This is a genomic window from Prolixibacter bellariivorans ATCC BAA-1284 (genome assembly GCF_000621705.1).
In the GTDB taxonomy this organism is placed as follows: Bacteria; Bacteroidota; Bacteroidia; order Bacteroidales; family Prolixibacteraceae; genus Prolixibacter; species Prolixibacter bellariivorans.
On record NZ_JHXO01000006.1, the window covers coordinates 73,155 to 88,866 of the forward strand.

Here is a 15,712-nt window from a genome sequence, read left to right on the forward strand (position 1 = left end):
ACTAAGCGTAATTTTCGACGAATTTATTGAAACTATAGACGACGTCCCAGTTTTTCAATCATAACATTCTTCCATTGTTTGAAAGTGCCTGCCTTGATCTGCTCCCGGGCTTCACCAACCAGCCATAAATAAAAGGCCAGATTGTGGAGACTTCCGATTTGCGCTCCCAGCATTTCTTTCGCCTGGAACAAATGGCGCAAATAGGCCCGGGTATAATGATGATCAACAAACGAGGTGCCATTCGGGTCAACCGGAGAAAAATTATTCTCCCACTTTTTATTCTTGATATTGATAATGCCTTCGCTGGTAAACAGCATTCCGTTGCGGCCATTTCGGGTGGGCATCACACAGTCAAACATATCCACACCTCGGTCGATGGCTTCCAAAATGTTGATAGGGGTTCCTACGCCCATCAGGTAACGGGGTTTATCTTCCGGAAGAATTTCGTTCACCACCTCGATGGTCGAATACATATCTTCCTCTTTTTCTCCTACCGAAAGTCCGCCAATGGCATAACCATCACGTTCGAAAGAAATGACATGCTCTGCAGCTCTTCTCCTCAGTTCCGGATAAACTCCGCCTTGTACAATGGGGAAAAGAGTTTGCTTGTAGCCATATTTGGGTTCCGTTTCATCAAAACGCTTTACGCAACGTTCTAACCAACGCTGAGTAAGGCCCAGTGATTTTTCTGCATACTCAAAATCCGAATCTCCGGGAGGGCATTCATCAAAAGCCATAATAATATCGGCTCCAATGGTTCGCTGAATATCAATGACATTTTCGGGAGTAAACATATGCCGTGAACCATCGATATGCGATTGAAATTTGGCACCTTCTTCTGACAATTTTCTGATATCGCCCAGAGAGAAAACCTGGAAGCCCCCACTATCAGTCAAAATGGGACCATCCCAGCCGTTGAATTTATGCAAACCTCCGGCCTGCTCAATGGTGTCCATCCCCGGACGAAGGTATAAATGGTACGTGTTTCCCAGAATAATCTGGGCCTTTACATCCTCTTTCAAATCACGAAAATGAACACCTTTTACCGAGCCCACCGTTCCGACAGGCATAAAAATCGGTGTTTCAATTTCACCATGAGCAGTCTGAAGCTTTCCTGCACGAGCCTTGGTGCCCTGCAGTGTATATTGTAGTTCGAATTTCATTACTAAAATTTTGACGCACAAAGATAATTATTATGGTGTAATATCCCCGGAGAGCTTATGATTGAGATATGTGAAAAAAAATTAACGATATATAGGTATTATACTCCGTCATTATATATTTTTGAGTGACTCAGAAATCCAATAGAATAATGCTGACAGATAATCTTACATTTAGTTTGATCGAACTTATCGGAATGGCTGTTTTGGCAGTAGGAATGCTTATTCAGTTGGTTTATCTGATTTCGCTCACCTCACTTATTTTCCGAAAGAAACCAGGGGCTTCTTCAACCGGGAAACCTTCCGTTTCGATAATTATTACTGCCCGGAATTATGCTGAAGAATTGCGGGAGAGTCTTCCGTTGTTGCTGGAGCAAAATTACCCGGATTATGAAGTCGTCGTAGTGGATGATTGCTCAACCGATCATACCGATAGTGTATTGAGGGTAATGAAGCACAAGTATCCTCAGTTGAAAACGACCATCGTTAAACAGGAAACGGATTTTGCCAATGCCCTAGCATTAACAGTTGGTATTCGGGCTGCCACCAACGATTGGTTGATCTTCCTCGATCCGCAGGTGGTCGTTCCCGGCTCGGGTTGGCTCGATGCCTATTCAGCTTATCTGGAACCCGGAAAAGACATTGTGTTCGGATACGTTAATTACTCGCGTACTTCCGGTTACGGAAGATGGTGGACACGTATTGAAAATTTCACCCTGGCACTTCGATACGGTCCGGCCTGGTTTTTCGGATTACCAATGCCTATTTCGAACATTAACCTGGCTTATCGCCGGAAATATTTTCTGGAGAAGCGTGGTTTTGCTGCCCAACTGGATACACCTTTCGGTGAAAACGAAATGTTCGTCAATAAGTTATCGCGGAAAAGCAATTCCGCTGTTGCCTTTGATTCGGCCACTTCTGTGGGGATTTCCGGTCCGTTGATGTACTATGACTGGATGAACTTAAAAAAGAAACATTTGTTATTAAGAAGGAAATTTTCTGTATCCCAGCGTTTATATTTATCGCTTGATACGGTAAGCAGGATTCTGACAGATGTTACCTTGCTGATTCTTTTGGTTATATCACCTTATCGGTTTTGGGTTCTGGGCATTTGGGCATTCCGTTTTTTTGTGGAATTCCTGTTAATGATAGCCGCCTCGAAACATTTGGGTGATAAAGGATTAGTTTTACGAAGCTTTTTGTATAGAACCTGCCTGCCGCTGATTAATGGTTGGATGAGCTGGAGACAGCGCATCGCGGCGGAGAGGAAGAAATGGAAATAAACCCCAATTTATCTGATAATGCGCGAAGGGACCTTGAGCTGGTAAGGCTGGCAAGGGAAGGGGACGAGCATGCTTTTGCGCGGCTGATGAACCGCTATAAAGATGCTATTTATTTCATGTTGCTAAAGATGGTTAATAACCGGGCCGATGCCGAGGATTTAACCATTGAAGCTTTCGGAAAGGCTTTTACCAACCTTCATCAATATTCACCCAAATTTGCTTTTAGTACCTGGTTATTCCGGATTGCCTCGAATAACGGTATTGATTTTCTGCGCAAGCGAAGGGCCAATACGGTTCCGTTAGATAATCCGGATACCGACCGCAAAGATTCGGAATACAATCCCAATTTCAAATCAGAAACGCTTTCGCCCGAAGAAAAATATATTCGCCAGCAGCGGGCCAACATTCTTCGCCGGATGGTGAGCCGGTTGAAACCCCGCTACCGCATGCTGGTTGAACTTCGATATTTCAAGGAGTATTCGTACGATGAAATAGCAAAAGAGTTAAATTTGCCCCTTGGAACTGTAAAAGTGCAGCTGTTTCGTGCCCGCGAAATGCTGTTTAATCTGTTAAGTAAAACAGAAATGGGTTCCGACAAAAAGGGCAAATGAGTATGGTAATGGATATGATTCAACAATATTTTCCCGATCTCACACAAGAGCAATACGACCGTTTTGCCCGTCTTGAACCGCTTTACCGCGAATGGAATGAAAAGATCAATGTGATTTCGCGAAAAGATATTGATGAACTGTTCGTTCATCATGTACTGCATTCGCTGGCCATTGCGAAAGTGATTCGGTTTGTACCGGGAACGCGTATCATGGATGTGGGAACAGGTGGTGGTTTCCCCGGAATTCCATTAGCTATTCTATTCCCGGAAACGGAATTTCTGTTGGTTGATTCCATTGGGAAGAAAATAAAAGTGGTAAATGAAGTGGCTGGTGCGTTGGGATTGACGAATGTAAAAGGTGTTCATACGCGGGTGCAACAGGTGAGGGAGCCTTTCGATTTTGTTGTTAGCCGTGCTGTGACTGCGTTCCCAAAGTTTGTGGCGATGGTTCGGAAAAACGTTGCCAAAGAGCAAAAAAACGCACGTCCCAACGGAATCATTTATCTCAAGGGCGGTGACTTTGCCGATGAAATTAAACCATTCCGCCGGGACGTGGAAATTTATCCGATTGCTGATTTTTTCAGCGAACCTTTCTTCGAAACCAAAAAAGTGGTTTGTCTTTCGCTGTAATTTCTCTGGTTAATAAATATAACTCCGGTTGTTTCTTAATACATTGGTGATTGCCAGTTTCAGCTTGTCTGTCCCCTCATAAACCATGTCCAAATCTGATGGGAATGGCACGGCTTTTACCTGGCACTTCTTTTTCGATTCTTCGCTGAGTGCTCCCAGGTCTCCAATTGCACGGGCCCAGGAATGGTCAAAATCGAGATTAGCACCGATGGGGACTTTGCGCAGTAATTTTGACGGGTTATTCTGCAGATATTCAACGACACCATCCACCTGGCAACTTTTGTGCTGGTGTGTTTCGATAACGGTACATTTCAATTCTTTGTACTTTTTAATCTTGATGTCATTACCGAGTGAATCCTTCATCACGTTGCCACGGCTGTCGAGTGCGTAGTTCCAGCCATCTTCCACTTTCTTCTGCTCGGTATAATCCTTCTCATCCGATTTATCGGGAGAAATCAGAATGTGATCCAGATTTATATTAATATAATAGTCATACTGCAGTCGTCTGTCCATATCCCGGAAATCGTACTCCACCCAAGGGCTGTTTAAACCTTTGTTGTCAATGGTTAGCAAATTATCCATGAATTCGGGTGAGAATTTCAGGTGGGAATGGTTGATGGCTTGCACTAGGACACGGCTTATTCCGCGGCTGCGTGCTTCAGCAATTCTTTGATCAATGTCGGTGTAATCGCCTGTATACTGTTTCACTTTCGTGAATTCTTCATAGGCTTTCCGGATGGACTCTTTGTCACCGTTTTGCATTAGCTTGTTACCATGAGCGTAAAGGTAATCGGCAGCTTTCCGTTTCGATTGGATGAGCTTCTGATCATAATCCACAAGCTGGTAATCGTAGACTTTTCCGTTGTAACGGAAAGGAGTAACGGTATTAACCAGTGCCTGACGATTTTTCAACCGGCGGTAAATATTAACTGCCTCATCGTAATTTCGTGGGCTACCTTCCTGCTCCAAAAATTTAACCCGTTCCAGATCCTGCTGATTGGCCAGCTTATAGGCACGGTCAATGGTAACCATTAGCTCACCTTTTCGGGGAGATTTGAGCAATTTACGGACAGCTTTTTGAATGGCTGCATCGTAATTCTGATTGACCAGATATTTCTTCGGCGATGCACAAGAGGTTACCAGCAAGACGAAGAATAGTAAATAATGCAATTTTTTCATTGGATGTTTTTTTCTCATCGTTTCCAGGAAGTCCCGTTGCAAAAGGGAGTATCAAAAACAAATTGTCAGTTTTTTGTGTAAAAATCGCTTCTATATAACATATGGTATGCCATATTTTAACGGATGCAAAGATAAAATATTTTGCAGGTAGCAAATGAAACATATCGGACTTGAAATTCGTTTTCTAGATTGATATCTTTGCGCAGTCTGCGAGTCAGGAGTTAATGCCTGAGAAAAAGCGATAAAAAACTGAATTCGTTTGGCACAAAGAAAAAAAGGGTTAATTTTGCAGTCCGAATTGGCAAGGAAGTACAAAAGGATATTAAACAGTAAAAATATTTTGCAGAGATGAAAAGAACATTTCAGCCGCATAACAGGAAAAGGAAAAACAAACATGGTTTCCGTGAAAGAATGTCGACTGTAAACGGTCGCAAAGTTCTTAAAGCTCGTCGCGCGAAAGGTCGTAAAAAACTTTCTGTTTCAGACGAGCCGCGTCACAAGAGATAATGAACATTATTTTCGAGTACGATATACGGAAGGTAAGGAGTTAATACTCTTTACCTTTTGTTGTTTATGGCCGATGTAGCCTTCTTTTTTATCGGACTCCAAGGTATTTTTTTGTACTTTAGTCGCTGATTCCGGGAAGTCCGGAAGTATAATTCAGAAAAACTGGGAATATGCAAAACAGTGATATTTTCTCTCTGCTGAAAGCCACAGGAACGGACAGCAGATTACTGGATATAGCTGAAAAAGCACTCAAAGGAGAGCGAATTTCCTTCGACGAGGGAGTAACACTTTATCGTGAAGGGGAAATTCCCTTTTTGTCGATGTTGTCGAATGCCGTGCGTCAGCGTATCAATGACGAGTATGTTTATTTCAACCGCAACTTTCATATTGAACCTACGAATATTTGTGAAAGCCACTGCTCATTTTGTTCCTATCGGCGCGATGCCGGTGAAGAAGGAAGCTGGGAGCACAGCTTGAACGATATTCGCCGCAAGGCTGAAAGTTATGTTGGTAAAGATCTGACGGAAGTACACATCGTTGGAGCGGTTCATCCCGATCGTGACCTTTTCTATTATGCCGATTTGGTGAAAACGGTTAAGTCGGTGTTGCCGGATATTCATATCAAAGGATTTACGGCCGTTGAGGTTGATGCCATGATAAAGAAGTCGGGGCTGTCGCTGGAAGAGGGATTACAAACACTGAAAAAGGCTGGATTGGATTCGATGCCTGGTGGTGGTGCCGAAATTTTCGATGAAAAGACGCGTGCCCGTATTTGTCCTGATAAGACCGATACCGCCGGCTGGTTGAAAATTCACGAAACTGCGCACCGTCTGGGAATTCCAAGTAACGCGACCATGCTTTACGGATTGATTGAAACCTACGAACACCGTATCGATCACATGAACCGTTTGCGCGATTTGCAGGACCAGACCAATGGTTTCAATACCTTCATCCCGCTGAAATTCCGTCATTCGAACAATGCATTTTCGCATATTGCTGAATCGACAACAATGGAGGATCTTAAAAACTATGCAGTAGCGCGGATTTTCCTCGACAATATTCCACACCTGAAAGCATACTGGCCGATGATTGGTAAGTCGGTAGCGCAGTTGTCGCTGGCCTTTGGTGTAGACGATCTGGATGGAACGATTGATGATTCAACGAAGATTTACTCGATGGCAGGTGCCGAAGAGCAAAATCCATCCGCATCGACTGATGAGCTGGTTAAGATGATTAAGACAGCTGGTAAAGTGCCGGTTGAACGGGATACGCTCTATAACATTGTTCGCCGATTTGATTAATTGAGCTGAAGAATATTCAGTTACAAAATACAAAACCGGAAGAGTGAAATTTTTCATCCCTTGGTGAAGATTTACTCCTTCGGTTTTTTTATGGGCAATCGATATGATTAATTTTTACTTTTGGAGTTTAGGATTAATTTTGTTGCAAGGTCATATTCACCCTAGATAAGAAGATATGTCATTCCGAAAATTTCTGAAAAGCAAGGTTTTTTGGCTGAATGTAATTCTGGCCGTTGTGCTGACGCTTATTCTGTTGTGGTTAACCATGTATGCACTATCGAAATACACGCATCATGGCGAAGCCTTCCCGACGCCGAATCTTACGGGACTAGAGCAGACCGACTGGAAAAAAATAGCCAGCGACAAACAGATTGATGTGGTTATTCGTGATTCCGTTTATAATACCGATTATACACCCGGTTCTATTATTGAACAAATGCCGCGAACGGGGCACTACATCAAGGCTGGGCGAACCATTTATGTGACGGTTGCTGCGGTTAAACCGGAAATGGTTCAGCTGCCGAAACTGACAGATGTTTCATTGCGTCAGGCAAGAGTTTTATTGGACTCGAAAGGTCTGAAACTGGGAGCCGTGACATATAGTCCGTCGGAATATAACAGTTTGGTGCTTGCACAGAAATTGCACGGAACCAGCATCGATCCCGGAATTTTGGTACCTCGGGGAACATCAATTGATTTGGTGGTAGGTAAAACGATGGAGAACCAGCGGACGATAGTGCCCGATTTGACTGGTTATACTTATGATGCGGGAAGAAAAATTCTTCAGGATGTGTCGCTGACAGTAGGCGCTGTTATTTACAGCAAAGAGGTTAAAACCGAAGAGGATTCAACCAATGCTGTTATTTGGCAGCAGTCGCCGCAATTTAACCGTCACGAAGGTGTGGAAATTGGTCATTCAGTCGATTTATGGCTGAAGTTGCCGGTTGACAGCCTTTCCGGAAACGATAATTAATAAGGAGCTTTTTGATGACAGATAAGAATTTGCCGGTCGATGATCAGGAGGAATTGGATGATGAAAGCGGAATGTTCGAGCATTACCGGCTTACGGTTGATCCCGGTCAAAAACCTTTGCGCATTGACAAGTTTCTTGTAAACCGGATTGACACCGCGTCGCGCAGCCGCATTCAGTCGGCCGCCGAAGCCGGAAGTATTTTGGTCAACAATGTTTCGGTAAAGGCCAACTACAAGGTGAAGCCCGATGACGAGATTTCCATTGTCATGGATTATCCGCGGCGGGAGCTCAAGATTATTCCTGAAGATATTCCGCTGAACATTGTTTACGAAGACGATGATTTGCTGGTGATTAATAAACCAGCTGGATTAGTGGTTCATCCCGGGCACGGTAATTATTCCGGGACACTGGTAAACGCGCTCGCGTACCGTTACAAGGATTTACCGCTTTATGGCGGTGATGATCCGCGTCCGGGGCTGGTACACCGCATCGATAAAAACACAACAGGACTGTTAGTGGTAGCCAAAACAGACATGGCCAAGAATCATCTGGCAGCTCAATTTTTCAACAAGACGACCAAACGAAAATACAACGCCATCGTTTGGGGAAACTTGAAGGAGGACGAAGGAACCATTGAAGGTAACATTGGGCGGAGTTTGAAAAACAGACAGGTTTTCACGGTTTTCCCAGAAGGAGATTACGGAAAACCGGCAGTGACGCACTATAAAGTGATTGAAAAGCTTGGATATGTCAACATGGTGGAATGTGTCCTGGAAACCGGGCGAACGCATCAAATTCGGGTGCATATGCGTCACATTGGACATCCGTTGTTCAACGATGATAACTATGGCGGCGATAAAATTCTGAAAGGAACGACCTTTACTAAATACAAGCAGTTTGTGGAGAACTGCTTTAAAATTCTTCCGCGGCAAGCGTTACATGCCAAATTACTTGGATTTGTGCATCCCCGCACAGGCGAAGAGATGATTTTCGACTCGGAATTACCGGAAGACATGACCGAGGTAATTGAAAAATGGCGTACCTATATTTCAAACAGAAACCAGTTTTAATTTGATCCTGAATGACAACTAGAAACATTGCAGTGGTGGTTGGCGGCGATTCGTCGGAATATGTGGTATCGATGAATAGCGGCGCGAATGTGATAAGCTCAATCGATCGGGAGCATTTTACGCCGTGGATGGTGAAAATGAGGAATGGCGTATGGGAAGTGATCGATGGAGAGAATAAAATTGCGGATGTCGATAAATCGGATTTCTCTTTTACGGTCGACGGGAAGCGTATTCGTTTCGAATACGCCTATATCATCATTCACGGCTCACCCGGCGAAAATGGGATACTGCAAGGTTATTTTGATTTAATCGGAATTCCTTATTCATCGAGCAATACGGAGTCCTCTGCGTTGACATTTAACAAATTTTACTGCAATAATTTTCTGCGGCCGCTGGGAATTGAAATGGCTCGTTCGTTCCACCTGGTGAAAGGAGATGAATATGACATTGATGGGATTTTGGCAGAATTGGGATTGCCACTGTTTGTGAAGCCCAATGCCGGAGGTTCGAGCTTTGGTATCACGAAAGTGAAAGCTGCCGGCGAGCTAAAACCTGCCATCGATAAGGCATTCGAAGAGGACGATGAAGTACTGGTAGATGAATTTATTTCGGGAACCGAGTTCACCTGCGGCTTGGTGAAAATTGGCGGCAAAAAACTGGTTTTTCCGGCAACGGAGGTGATTCCTAAGAACGAATTCTTCAATTACGAATCGAAATATGTGGCGGGCATGGCCGAAGAGATTACGCCTGCACGTATATCCGAAGAGGCGATGTTGGAAATTCAGGCTCTATCGTCACGGATTTATGACTTGTGTGATTGCAACGGTATTGTTCGTATCGATTTCATCCGGCACGATGGTCGGTTCTATTTCCTTGAGGTGAATACCATTCCCGGTATGACCGGAACAAGCTTTATTCCGCAACAAGTAGAGGCGATGGGGCTCGACTTGAAAGAGTTATTAACAGAAATCATTGAAGAGGGAATTGGCAAGGCTAAAGCGTAGTTATCAACCGGTATTGTTTATATCCTGTTGATAAGTATGTGTACAGGATGTTCAATCTGTTGGTGATTTCCTGTCGGTAAATTAGTAACGTGCTGATTGAGCAGTGTTGCGGTCTGCATGGTGGATAAAATAAACTACATGGCATGGCCGGAATCGTTATTTTTGGATCTTTGCAGACCCGACAATGCATTAATTTTTAAGTTAAATGGCTGGCGAAAATTATAATAACCGCAATAAAAACAGAGGTAAGTTTACACTGGATCAAATCAATGCGCAGTACGGAAAAATTCCACCTCAGGCATTAGAGGTTGAAGAGGCTGTGCTGGGGGCACTGATGCTCGAGCGGGATGCCTACATCGCTGTGGCGGATATTCTGAAACCCGATAGTTTCTACAAGGAGGAGCATCAGAAGATTTTTAAGGCCATTCAGGAATTAAGTGCCAACGAAAAACCGGTCGACTTGCTGATGGTGACGCAAGAGTTGAAGAACCGGGAAGAGTTGGAAGAAGTTGGCGGGCCTTTGTATATTACCCAGTTGACCAGTAAAGTCGCTTCAGCAGCGCATATCGAATTCCACGCACGCATCATAGCGCAAAAGCATATTCAGCGCGAACTTATTCGTATTTCTACAGAGATCCAGACCAAATCCTACGACGATACGATGGAGCTGGAGGATTTGATTGATTATGCTGAAGGGGCTCTGTTTAAAGTGACCGAAGGCAGTATCACGAAAGAATCGCAGCCTATTAAACCTATTTTGCGGGAAGCCATCGAGCAGATTGAGGAGAACTCGAAGAAGGAAGAAGGAATGAGTGGTGTTCCTTCCGGCTTTACGCGTCTCGATAGGATGACTTCTGGCTGGCAAAAAACGGACTTGATGATTATTGCTGCCCGTCCTGCAATGGGAAAAACGGCCTTTGTTTTATCGATGGCCCGTAATATGGCCGTCGATCATCATGTTCCGGTAGCTGTATTTTCGCTGGAGATGTCCTCCATTCAGTTGGTTAACCGTTTGATTGCAGCTGAAACGGAACTTGGTTCGGAAAAATTGAAAACCGGCCGTTTGGAAAACTGGGAATGGGAGCAATTGAACCGCAAGATTAAGAATTTAGAAGAAGCCTCTCTTTTCATTGACGATACACCGGCACTTTCCATTTTCGAATTCCGCGCCAAAGCCCGGCGTTTAAAAATGCAACACAACATCGGCATTATCATTGTCGATTATTTGCAGTTGATGACGGCCGGTTCGGATGGGAGAGGAAGTCGTGAACAGGAGGTGAGTACGATTTCGCGTAACCTGAAAGCTATCGCCAAAGAGGTGGATGTGCCGATTATCGCATTGTCGCAGCTGAACCGTTCGGTTGAATCGCGCGACGGAAAACGTCCGCAGCTTTCTGACCTTCGTGAATCCGGAGCGATTGAGCAGGATGCGGACATGGTTATGTTTATTCACCGTCCGGAATACTATGGCATTACGGAAGATGAAAGCGGAAATTCGCTCATCGGTATGGCCGAAATCATCATTGCCAAGCATCGTAACGGTGCCGTAGGAGACGTTCATTTGGCATTTAAGAGCCATTTAGCGCGCTTTAGCGATCCGGATGAAGAAAGTCTGGGAACCATGCCCGAAGATTTAGGAAATGGCCAGGTTGGCGCCCGTTTCAGTTCAAAGATGAATGAGGACACGGAGTCGTCATTTGAGCACAGTTTAGGCACTCGCGGATTCCCCTCAGCCGGAGGCGGATTGGATGATGACACACCTTTCTGAGAAAGGCCTCTCAAAACAGGTATTATGAAACGAATTTCCTCTTTGCTTTTTTTGCTGATTATTTTTGCGGCGAAAGTTCAGGCTGCTTTTTTGTTAATCCCGATGGATGATCAGCAAAAGAATCACCTCAAAGCCTATGGCATTGTTTACTGGGCACTTCAAAAGGATATAGAAGTTAAGTGGTTGTTGAATTACCGGGGAGGTAGTTTTTTACTGCAATCCGATGAGAATGTTCATGATGAGTGCCTTATTCGCGGCGTAAGTGTTGAGACGATTCCGGATGCAAAGGCATCATCCATTCTGCAGTATATTGCCCGCGAAGATGTAAATATGGATGCTGTGGCCATGCAAAAGGCGCCGAAAATAGCCGTTTACTCTCCACCGAACAAGCAACCCTGGGATGATGCTGTCACCCTGGTGCTAACGTATGCCGAAATTCCGTATGATGTTATTTACGATCAGGGGATACTCGACGGGAAGTTGAAGAATTACGACTGGCTCCATTTGCACCACGAAGATTTTACCGGGCAATTCGGAAAATTCTTCCGGAATTACCAACACATGCCCTGGTACCAGGAAGAAGTTCGGATAAACCGCCAATTAGCGCAAAAAAACGGATTTCAAAAAGTCTCACAGCTAAAGCTTAAGGTGGCTGAGATTATTAAAAATTTCGTCAAAAACGGGGGGTTCCTGTTTGCCATGTGCGCCGCAACCGATACGTATGATATAGCCTTAGCGGCCGATCATACTGATATTTGCGGACCGATGTATGATGGAGACCCGGAAGACCCGGATATGGATAGCAAGCTGGATTTTGCCAATACACTGGCTTTTCAGAATTTTCACATTGTCAAGGATCCTTACGCTTATGAATTCTCGGACATTGATGTGACGGAAACGCGAAAAGTGAAACCGGAAGAGGATTATTTTACCTTATTTGATTTTTCTGCCAAATGGGATCCGGTTCCTACCATGCTTACGCAGGATCATGTTCGGATTATTAAAGGTTTTATGGGGCAGACGACGGCGTTTGACGAAGATAAGCTGAAAGCGAACGTACTGATTATGGGGGAGAATAAATCGGCTCACGAGGCCCGTTATATTCATGGTGATTTTGGGAAAGGCTTTTTCTCGTTTTATGGTGGTCACGATCCGGAAGATTACCGGCATTTAGTTGGCGATCCCCCTACTGATTTGAGTCTTCATCCCAACTCGCCCGGCTATCGGCTAATCTTAAATAATGTTTTATTTCCTGCCGCACGTAAAAAGAAACATAAAACATAGTTCCTATTCATTCTCCATTCCCTTCCCGGAATGATAATTGCCTTACAAACAGCATGACGTTATAAAAAAAGAGCAGGAAATCCGGGGACTTCCTGCTCAACCTAAACCAGGGAATAAATTGGGAATAGCTGGAATAGTAAAATCGTTTGCTATTCAACCTGTCAATTGAAGGCCTGGGTTTAGATTAAAATCCCCCTTGCGGGGAATTGTATTTTAATGTAAGAACAGGAGCCCGGAGAGAGAGTGTGTGTGATTGTTGTATCTCTAATTTAATCTATGAGTATAGGTAGTATTAAAACGGGCTCCTGTATTTTCTAGCGTATTTTAGTATTTGTACTCAATTTCAATTGATGAATCTTCTAAAATACCTTGCGGTTTGTTTACAGCCGTAACTTTCAATACGCCGTACATGTAGTCTCCGGTCCCGCGTTTTGTACGGAAGATATATACATCACCGGCAGCTACATCGGGAGCAGATGTGGTTGATCCTGAGAAATCAGTCGCTTCGATGGCTGCCATATCAGCGTTAGTGTAGTCATCAGCGGAGCCTTTAACCAGTTGAGCATTGTTGAGGGCATTGAAACCAACGTGAACAGGGCCACCACCTACAACAGGGTAAGCAGCAGTAAATTGTACATCAGCACTATCACCAGCTGCAGTCGTATTTACATACCTGGTTTTCATCAAGTCGTATGCCTGGTTGCTGGTAGTGTCCAGTGTGAATGTCTCAACGTTGCTGAAACTGTAAGGAGCAATCGGAACTTTAGCAACAGAAGTAGCTGATTTTGTCCCGGCTGTGCCAGTTACCTTCACGAAAATCGTGTCACCAACATTATAGTCGGTACCTTTTACCTCGATTGAATCGGTTGTGTTAAAAGGTCCGGTCAGAGCAGCATAAGTACCAGCAGACCCAACTTTTGTTTCTACTGTAACCCCGTCAACTGTTTCTGTTACCGGTTCAACACTGAAAAGCACATGAAAAACAGTGTCGGTACGGTGAGTAATATCGGGAGCCTCAATCGAAATCGGATCGGCAACAGTAATCGTTTTATAACGTGTGATGGTTTTTCCATCGTATGAACCAACGAACTGTAGACTGGCAGAATAGTCGATTTTAGATATACCCAAATCAGCATTCGTTAGCGTCATTGAGCCACTACCGTCGGTCAAATCAATTGTTCCAAGATCCTTTTGAGAGTCAGAAAGAACATTACCATCTTCATCCGAATTGTTCAATAGAGTAACACTCAGAGAAGAGAGATTTTTCTGCTGATTGTCGATAGTAACGGTCGCAGAGTTGTCAAGGCTTGTTAAGCCATCGCTTGAAATAAGGAATTCTGTGCCGAGATTATAAAAATCTACTTTGTTAGCTTCATCTTTCTGACACGCCGTCATAAAAAGAGAAAAAGCTATTCCCACAGATAAGATTATATATTTTTTCATTTGATTCAAGATTAATATTGTTAGTATTTATCCCAGAAGATTTTGGTCGTCAATTGGTCACCACCAATAGCTGAAGCAGCTGCTTTGTAGTTGTCAGCATTCAGTGTTTGTTCGTTAACCGGATAGGTGAATCGTACCGGTATTTGGTCGTAGCTGTCGATGGTCGGAGCCAGTTCAAATATTGGGTAATCTAAACGACGCCAAGTTGTATATCCGACCAAACCTCTGGTATAGGATGCTAACCAGGATTGCGTACCGATTACTTCTTTCCAGTTTCCCGTATTGGCTACAGCTGAGGTATAATTAACCGATGGATTTGCCAAATAAGCATTGGCTTCAGCATCTGTACCTCCCCACCACAAGATGGAAGACTTAATTCCCTCGTTGTAGTATGCTTCTGCCGATTCACCAACGTTCCATCCACGTGCAGCTGCTTCTGCAAGATAGAACTGAAGTTCGGAATATGTTAATAGTATTCCGGGAAATGTCGGGTCATTAAGTCGCTCACCAACGTGCGAATAGTTATCATAAGGGTCATTTTCTCCATAAGGTCCGCCAACGTATGAGCCGTCTAGCTTTGTAAAATATGAAGAACGACGGGGGTCATTCAATCCATTCATGATATTAACAATGGTATTAGCCGGCACGAAGTCATGACGTCCACTCAATACGAGGTCCTCATAGAGGGTGTTGGTATTCGGAGTGTTGGTCAGATAAGGCATCAGACAGTCGTCATCAGATGACGTAAATGCGTTTTCATATGCACTTTCAACTGTCGACTGAGCCAACGTAGGATCAGCGTCAGCTAAGGTAATACCCAGTTTAACCTTCAGTGTGTAAGCAAATTTTATCCAGGAAGCAACATCTCCGTTGTAGTACAAGTCAGCAGAACCAAAGCTTCCTTCTGAATCGTCAAGACCTGCGATGTCAGCATCAACACGGTCGATGAGATTCTGATAAATAGTCTTGGCATCATCATACTTTGGATGGATGTTGTCGATATTGAGGGCTTCAGAATAAGGTACGTCACCGAAAATATCAACCAAACGCTGATAAGAATATGCCTGCAACAGATCAATGATGTAAAGCTTGTTTTGTTGAACAACTTTATCTGCATCAGTTGCAGGAGTTTGTGCGGTGATTAACTCTTTGGAACGCTTGAGGTCACTCAATACACCATCGTTCGTTACAGCACCAGTATAATAATAATAGAAAGTCCAGTCTGCAATGGTACGGTTAACGATATCGTAGTTCGCCTCGTCAGTATATGTTGTTTCAGTCCAATACTGCGCGAATAGCTTCCATACGTTGTTGTTGACATTCGTACTGGAAATCTGATCGGAGAGGGTTTTCTCCGCATTGGAGAATAGTGGTTCTCCCGGTACTTCCGACGGATTCTTCGTGTCGGTGTTATATTCTTCAAATTTATTGGTACATGACGCGAGAAGTGCAATCACTACCAATAATAACCAATATCTGTTTTTCATAGTTGCGTCGATG

General features: G+C 44.0%; 14 protein-coding genes. 10 read left to right on the forward strand and 4 right to left on the reverse strand.

The window, feature by feature from the left end; all coding sequences use genetic code 11:
• Positions 1–32 precede the first annotated feature (32 nt).
• Positions 33–1,163 (reverse strand): tRNA guanosine(34) transglycosylase Tgt, encoded by a 1,131-nt coding sequence (tgt, locus tag T426_RS0105820; protein WP_025863241.1) that lies wholly within the window; start codon positions 1,161–1,163, stop codon positions 33–35.
• Positions 1,164–1,312: 149 nt separating this feature from the next.
• Here tgt and T426_RS0105825 point away from each other — a divergent pair, with 149 nt between their 5' ends.
• Genes T426_RS0105825 through rsmG form a run of 3 tightly spaced genes read left to right on the forward strand, consistent with a single transcriptional unit; the run spans position 1,313 to position 3,683 of the window.
• Complete coding sequence (locus T426_RS0105825; protein ID WP_027585403.1) at positions 1,313–2,443, forward strand: glycosyltransferase; 1,131 nt, start codon at positions 1,313–1,315, stop codon at positions 2,441–2,443.
• Positions 2,392–3,054 (forward strand): RNA polymerase sigma factor, encoded by a 663-nt coding sequence (locus T426_RS0105830; protein WP_234406403.1) that lies wholly within the window; start codon positions 2,392–2,394, stop codon positions 3,052–3,054. Before T426_RS0105825 ends, T426_RS0105830 begins: the two co-directional genes overlap by 52 nt.
• An 8-nt stretch (positions 3,055–3,062) precedes the next feature.
• Positions 3,063–3,683 (forward strand): 16S rRNA (guanine(527)-N(7))-methyltransferase RsmG, encoded by a 621-nt coding sequence (rsmG, locus tag T426_RS0105835; RefSeq protein WP_025863245.1) that lies wholly within the window; start codon positions 3,063–3,065, stop codon positions 3,681–3,683.
• A gap of 9 nt (positions 3,684–3,692) precedes the next feature.
• Here the strand turns inward: rsmG and T426_RS0105840 are convergent, their stop codons facing one another.
• Positions 3,693–4,862 carry a hypothetical protein gene (locus T426_RS0105840; RefSeq protein WP_027585404.1) on the reverse strand — a complete coding sequence of 390 codons (1,170 nt, stop codon included), beginning with the start codon at positions 4,860–4,862 and terminating at the stop codon, positions 3,693–3,695.
• Between the two features lie 348 nt (positions 4,863–5,210).
• Between T426_RS0105840 and rpmH the strand changes: the two genes are divergently transcribed.
• From rpmH to T426_RS0105870, 7 genes are all read left to right on the forward strand, one after another.
• Positions 5,211–5,369, forward strand: a complete 159-nt coding sequence (gene rpmH / locus T426_RS25485; protein WP_081782350.1) for a 50S ribosomal protein L34 — start codon at positions 5,211–5,213, stop codon at positions 5,367–5,369.
• Positions 5,370–5,539: 170 nt separating this feature from the next.
• Positions 5,540–6,670, forward strand: coding sequence for an aminofutalosine synthase MqnE (gene mqnE, locus T426_RS0105845; protein WP_025863247.1), 1,131 nt, complete (start codon positions 5,540–5,542; stop codon positions 6,668–6,670).
• A gap of 175 nt (positions 6,671–6,845) precedes the next feature.
• Positions 6,846–7,643 (forward strand): PASTA domain-containing protein, encoded by a 798-nt coding sequence (locus T426_RS22870; RefSeq protein ID WP_051568945.1) that lies wholly within the window; start codon positions 6,846–6,848, stop codon positions 7,641–7,643.
• Between the two features lie 14 nt (positions 7,644–7,657).
• Positions 7,658–8,713: an RluA family pseudouridine synthase gene (locus T426_RS0105855; protein WP_025863249.1), complete on the forward strand. Its 1,056-nt coding sequence runs from the start codon at positions 7,658–7,660 to the stop codon at positions 8,711–8,713.
• Positions 8,714–8,724: 11 nt separating this feature from the next.
• A complete protein-coding gene (locus T426_RS0105860) occupies positions 8,725–9,717 on the forward strand; it encodes a D-alanine--D-alanine ligase (RefSeq protein WP_025863250.1) in 993 nt (330 codons plus the stop codon).
• A 205-nt stretch (positions 9,718–9,922) separates the two neighbouring features.
• On the forward strand, positions 9,923–11,485 hold the full coding sequence (gene dnaB, locus T426_RS22875; protein ID WP_025863251.1) for a replicative DNA helicase: 1,563 nt from the start codon (positions 9,923–9,925) through the stop codon (positions 11,483–11,485).
• Positions 11,486–11,509: 24 nt separating this feature from the next.
• Positions 11,510–12,769, forward strand: coding sequence for a hypothetical protein (locus T426_RS0105870; RefSeq protein WP_025863252.1), 1,260 nt, complete (start codon positions 11,510–11,512; stop codon positions 12,767–12,769).
• A 324-nt stretch (positions 12,770–13,093) separates the two neighbouring features.
• On the opposite strand, the gene T426_RS0105875 is transcribed toward T426_RS0105870, so the two are convergent.
• Both T426_RS0105875 and T426_RS0105880 read right to left on the reverse strand, forming a co-directional pair.
• Positions 13,094–14,212, reverse strand: coding sequence for a hypothetical protein (locus T426_RS0105875; RefSeq protein ID WP_027585406.1), 1,119 nt, complete (start codon positions 14,210–14,212; stop codon positions 13,094–13,096).
• Between the two features lie 20 nt (positions 14,213–14,232).
• Positions 14,233–15,699, reverse strand: coding sequence for a SusD/RagB family nutrient-binding outer membrane lipoprotein (locus tag T426_RS0105880; protein ID WP_025863254.1), 1,467 nt, complete (start codon positions 15,697–15,699; stop codon positions 14,233–14,235).
• Between the last annotated feature and the right edge of the window lie 13 nt (positions 15,700–15,712).

Coding starts and splice junctions, on each gene's coding strand:
- T426_RS0105825 (WP_027585403.1), top strand. CDS start 1,313: ATGCTGACAGATAATCTTACATTTAGTTTGATCGAACTTATCGGAATG.
- dnaB (WP_025863251.1), top strand. CDS start 9,923: ATGGCTGGCGAAAATTATAATAACCGCAATAAAAACAGAGGTAAGTTT.
- mqnE (WP_025863247.1), top strand. CDS start 5,540: ATGCAAAACAGTGATATTTTCTCTCTGCTGAAAGCCACAGGAACGGAC.
- tgt (WP_025863241.1), bottom strand. CDS start 1,163: ATGAAATTCGAACTACAATATACACTGCAGGGCACCAAGGCTCGTGCA.
- T426_RS0105860 (WP_025863250.1), top strand. CDS start 8,725: ATGACAACTAGAAACATTGCAGTGGTGGTTGGCGGCGATTCGTCGGAA.
- T426_RS0105870 (WP_025863252.1), top strand. CDS start 11,510: ATGAAACGAATTTCCTCTTTGCTTTTTTTGCTGATTATTTTTGCGGCG.
- rpmH (WP_081782350.1), top strand. CDS start 5,211: ATGAAAAGAACATTTCAGCCGCATAACAGGAAAAGGAAAAACAAACAT.
- T426_RS0105880 (WP_025863254.1), bottom strand. CDS start 15,699: ATGAAAAACAGATATTGGTTATTATTGGTAGTGATTGCACTTCTCGCG.
- T426_RS22870 (WP_051568945.1), top strand. CDS start 6,846: ATGTCATTCCGAAAATTTCTGAAAAGCAAGGTTTTTTGGCTGAATGTA.
- T426_RS0105840 (WP_027585404.1), bottom strand. CDS start 4,862: ATGAAAAAATTGCATTATTTACTATTCTTCGTCTTGCTGGTAACCTCT.
- T426_RS0105875 (WP_027585406.1), bottom strand. CDS start 14,212: ATGAAAAAATATATAATCTTATCTGTGGGAATAGCTTTTTCTCTTTTT.
- T426_RS0105855 (WP_025863249.1), top strand. CDS start 7,658: ATGACAGATAAGAATTTGCCGGTCGATGATCAGGAGGAATTGGATGAT.
- rsmG (WP_025863245.1), top strand. CDS start 3,063: ATGGATATGATTCAACAATATTTTCCCGATCTCACACAAGAGCAATAC.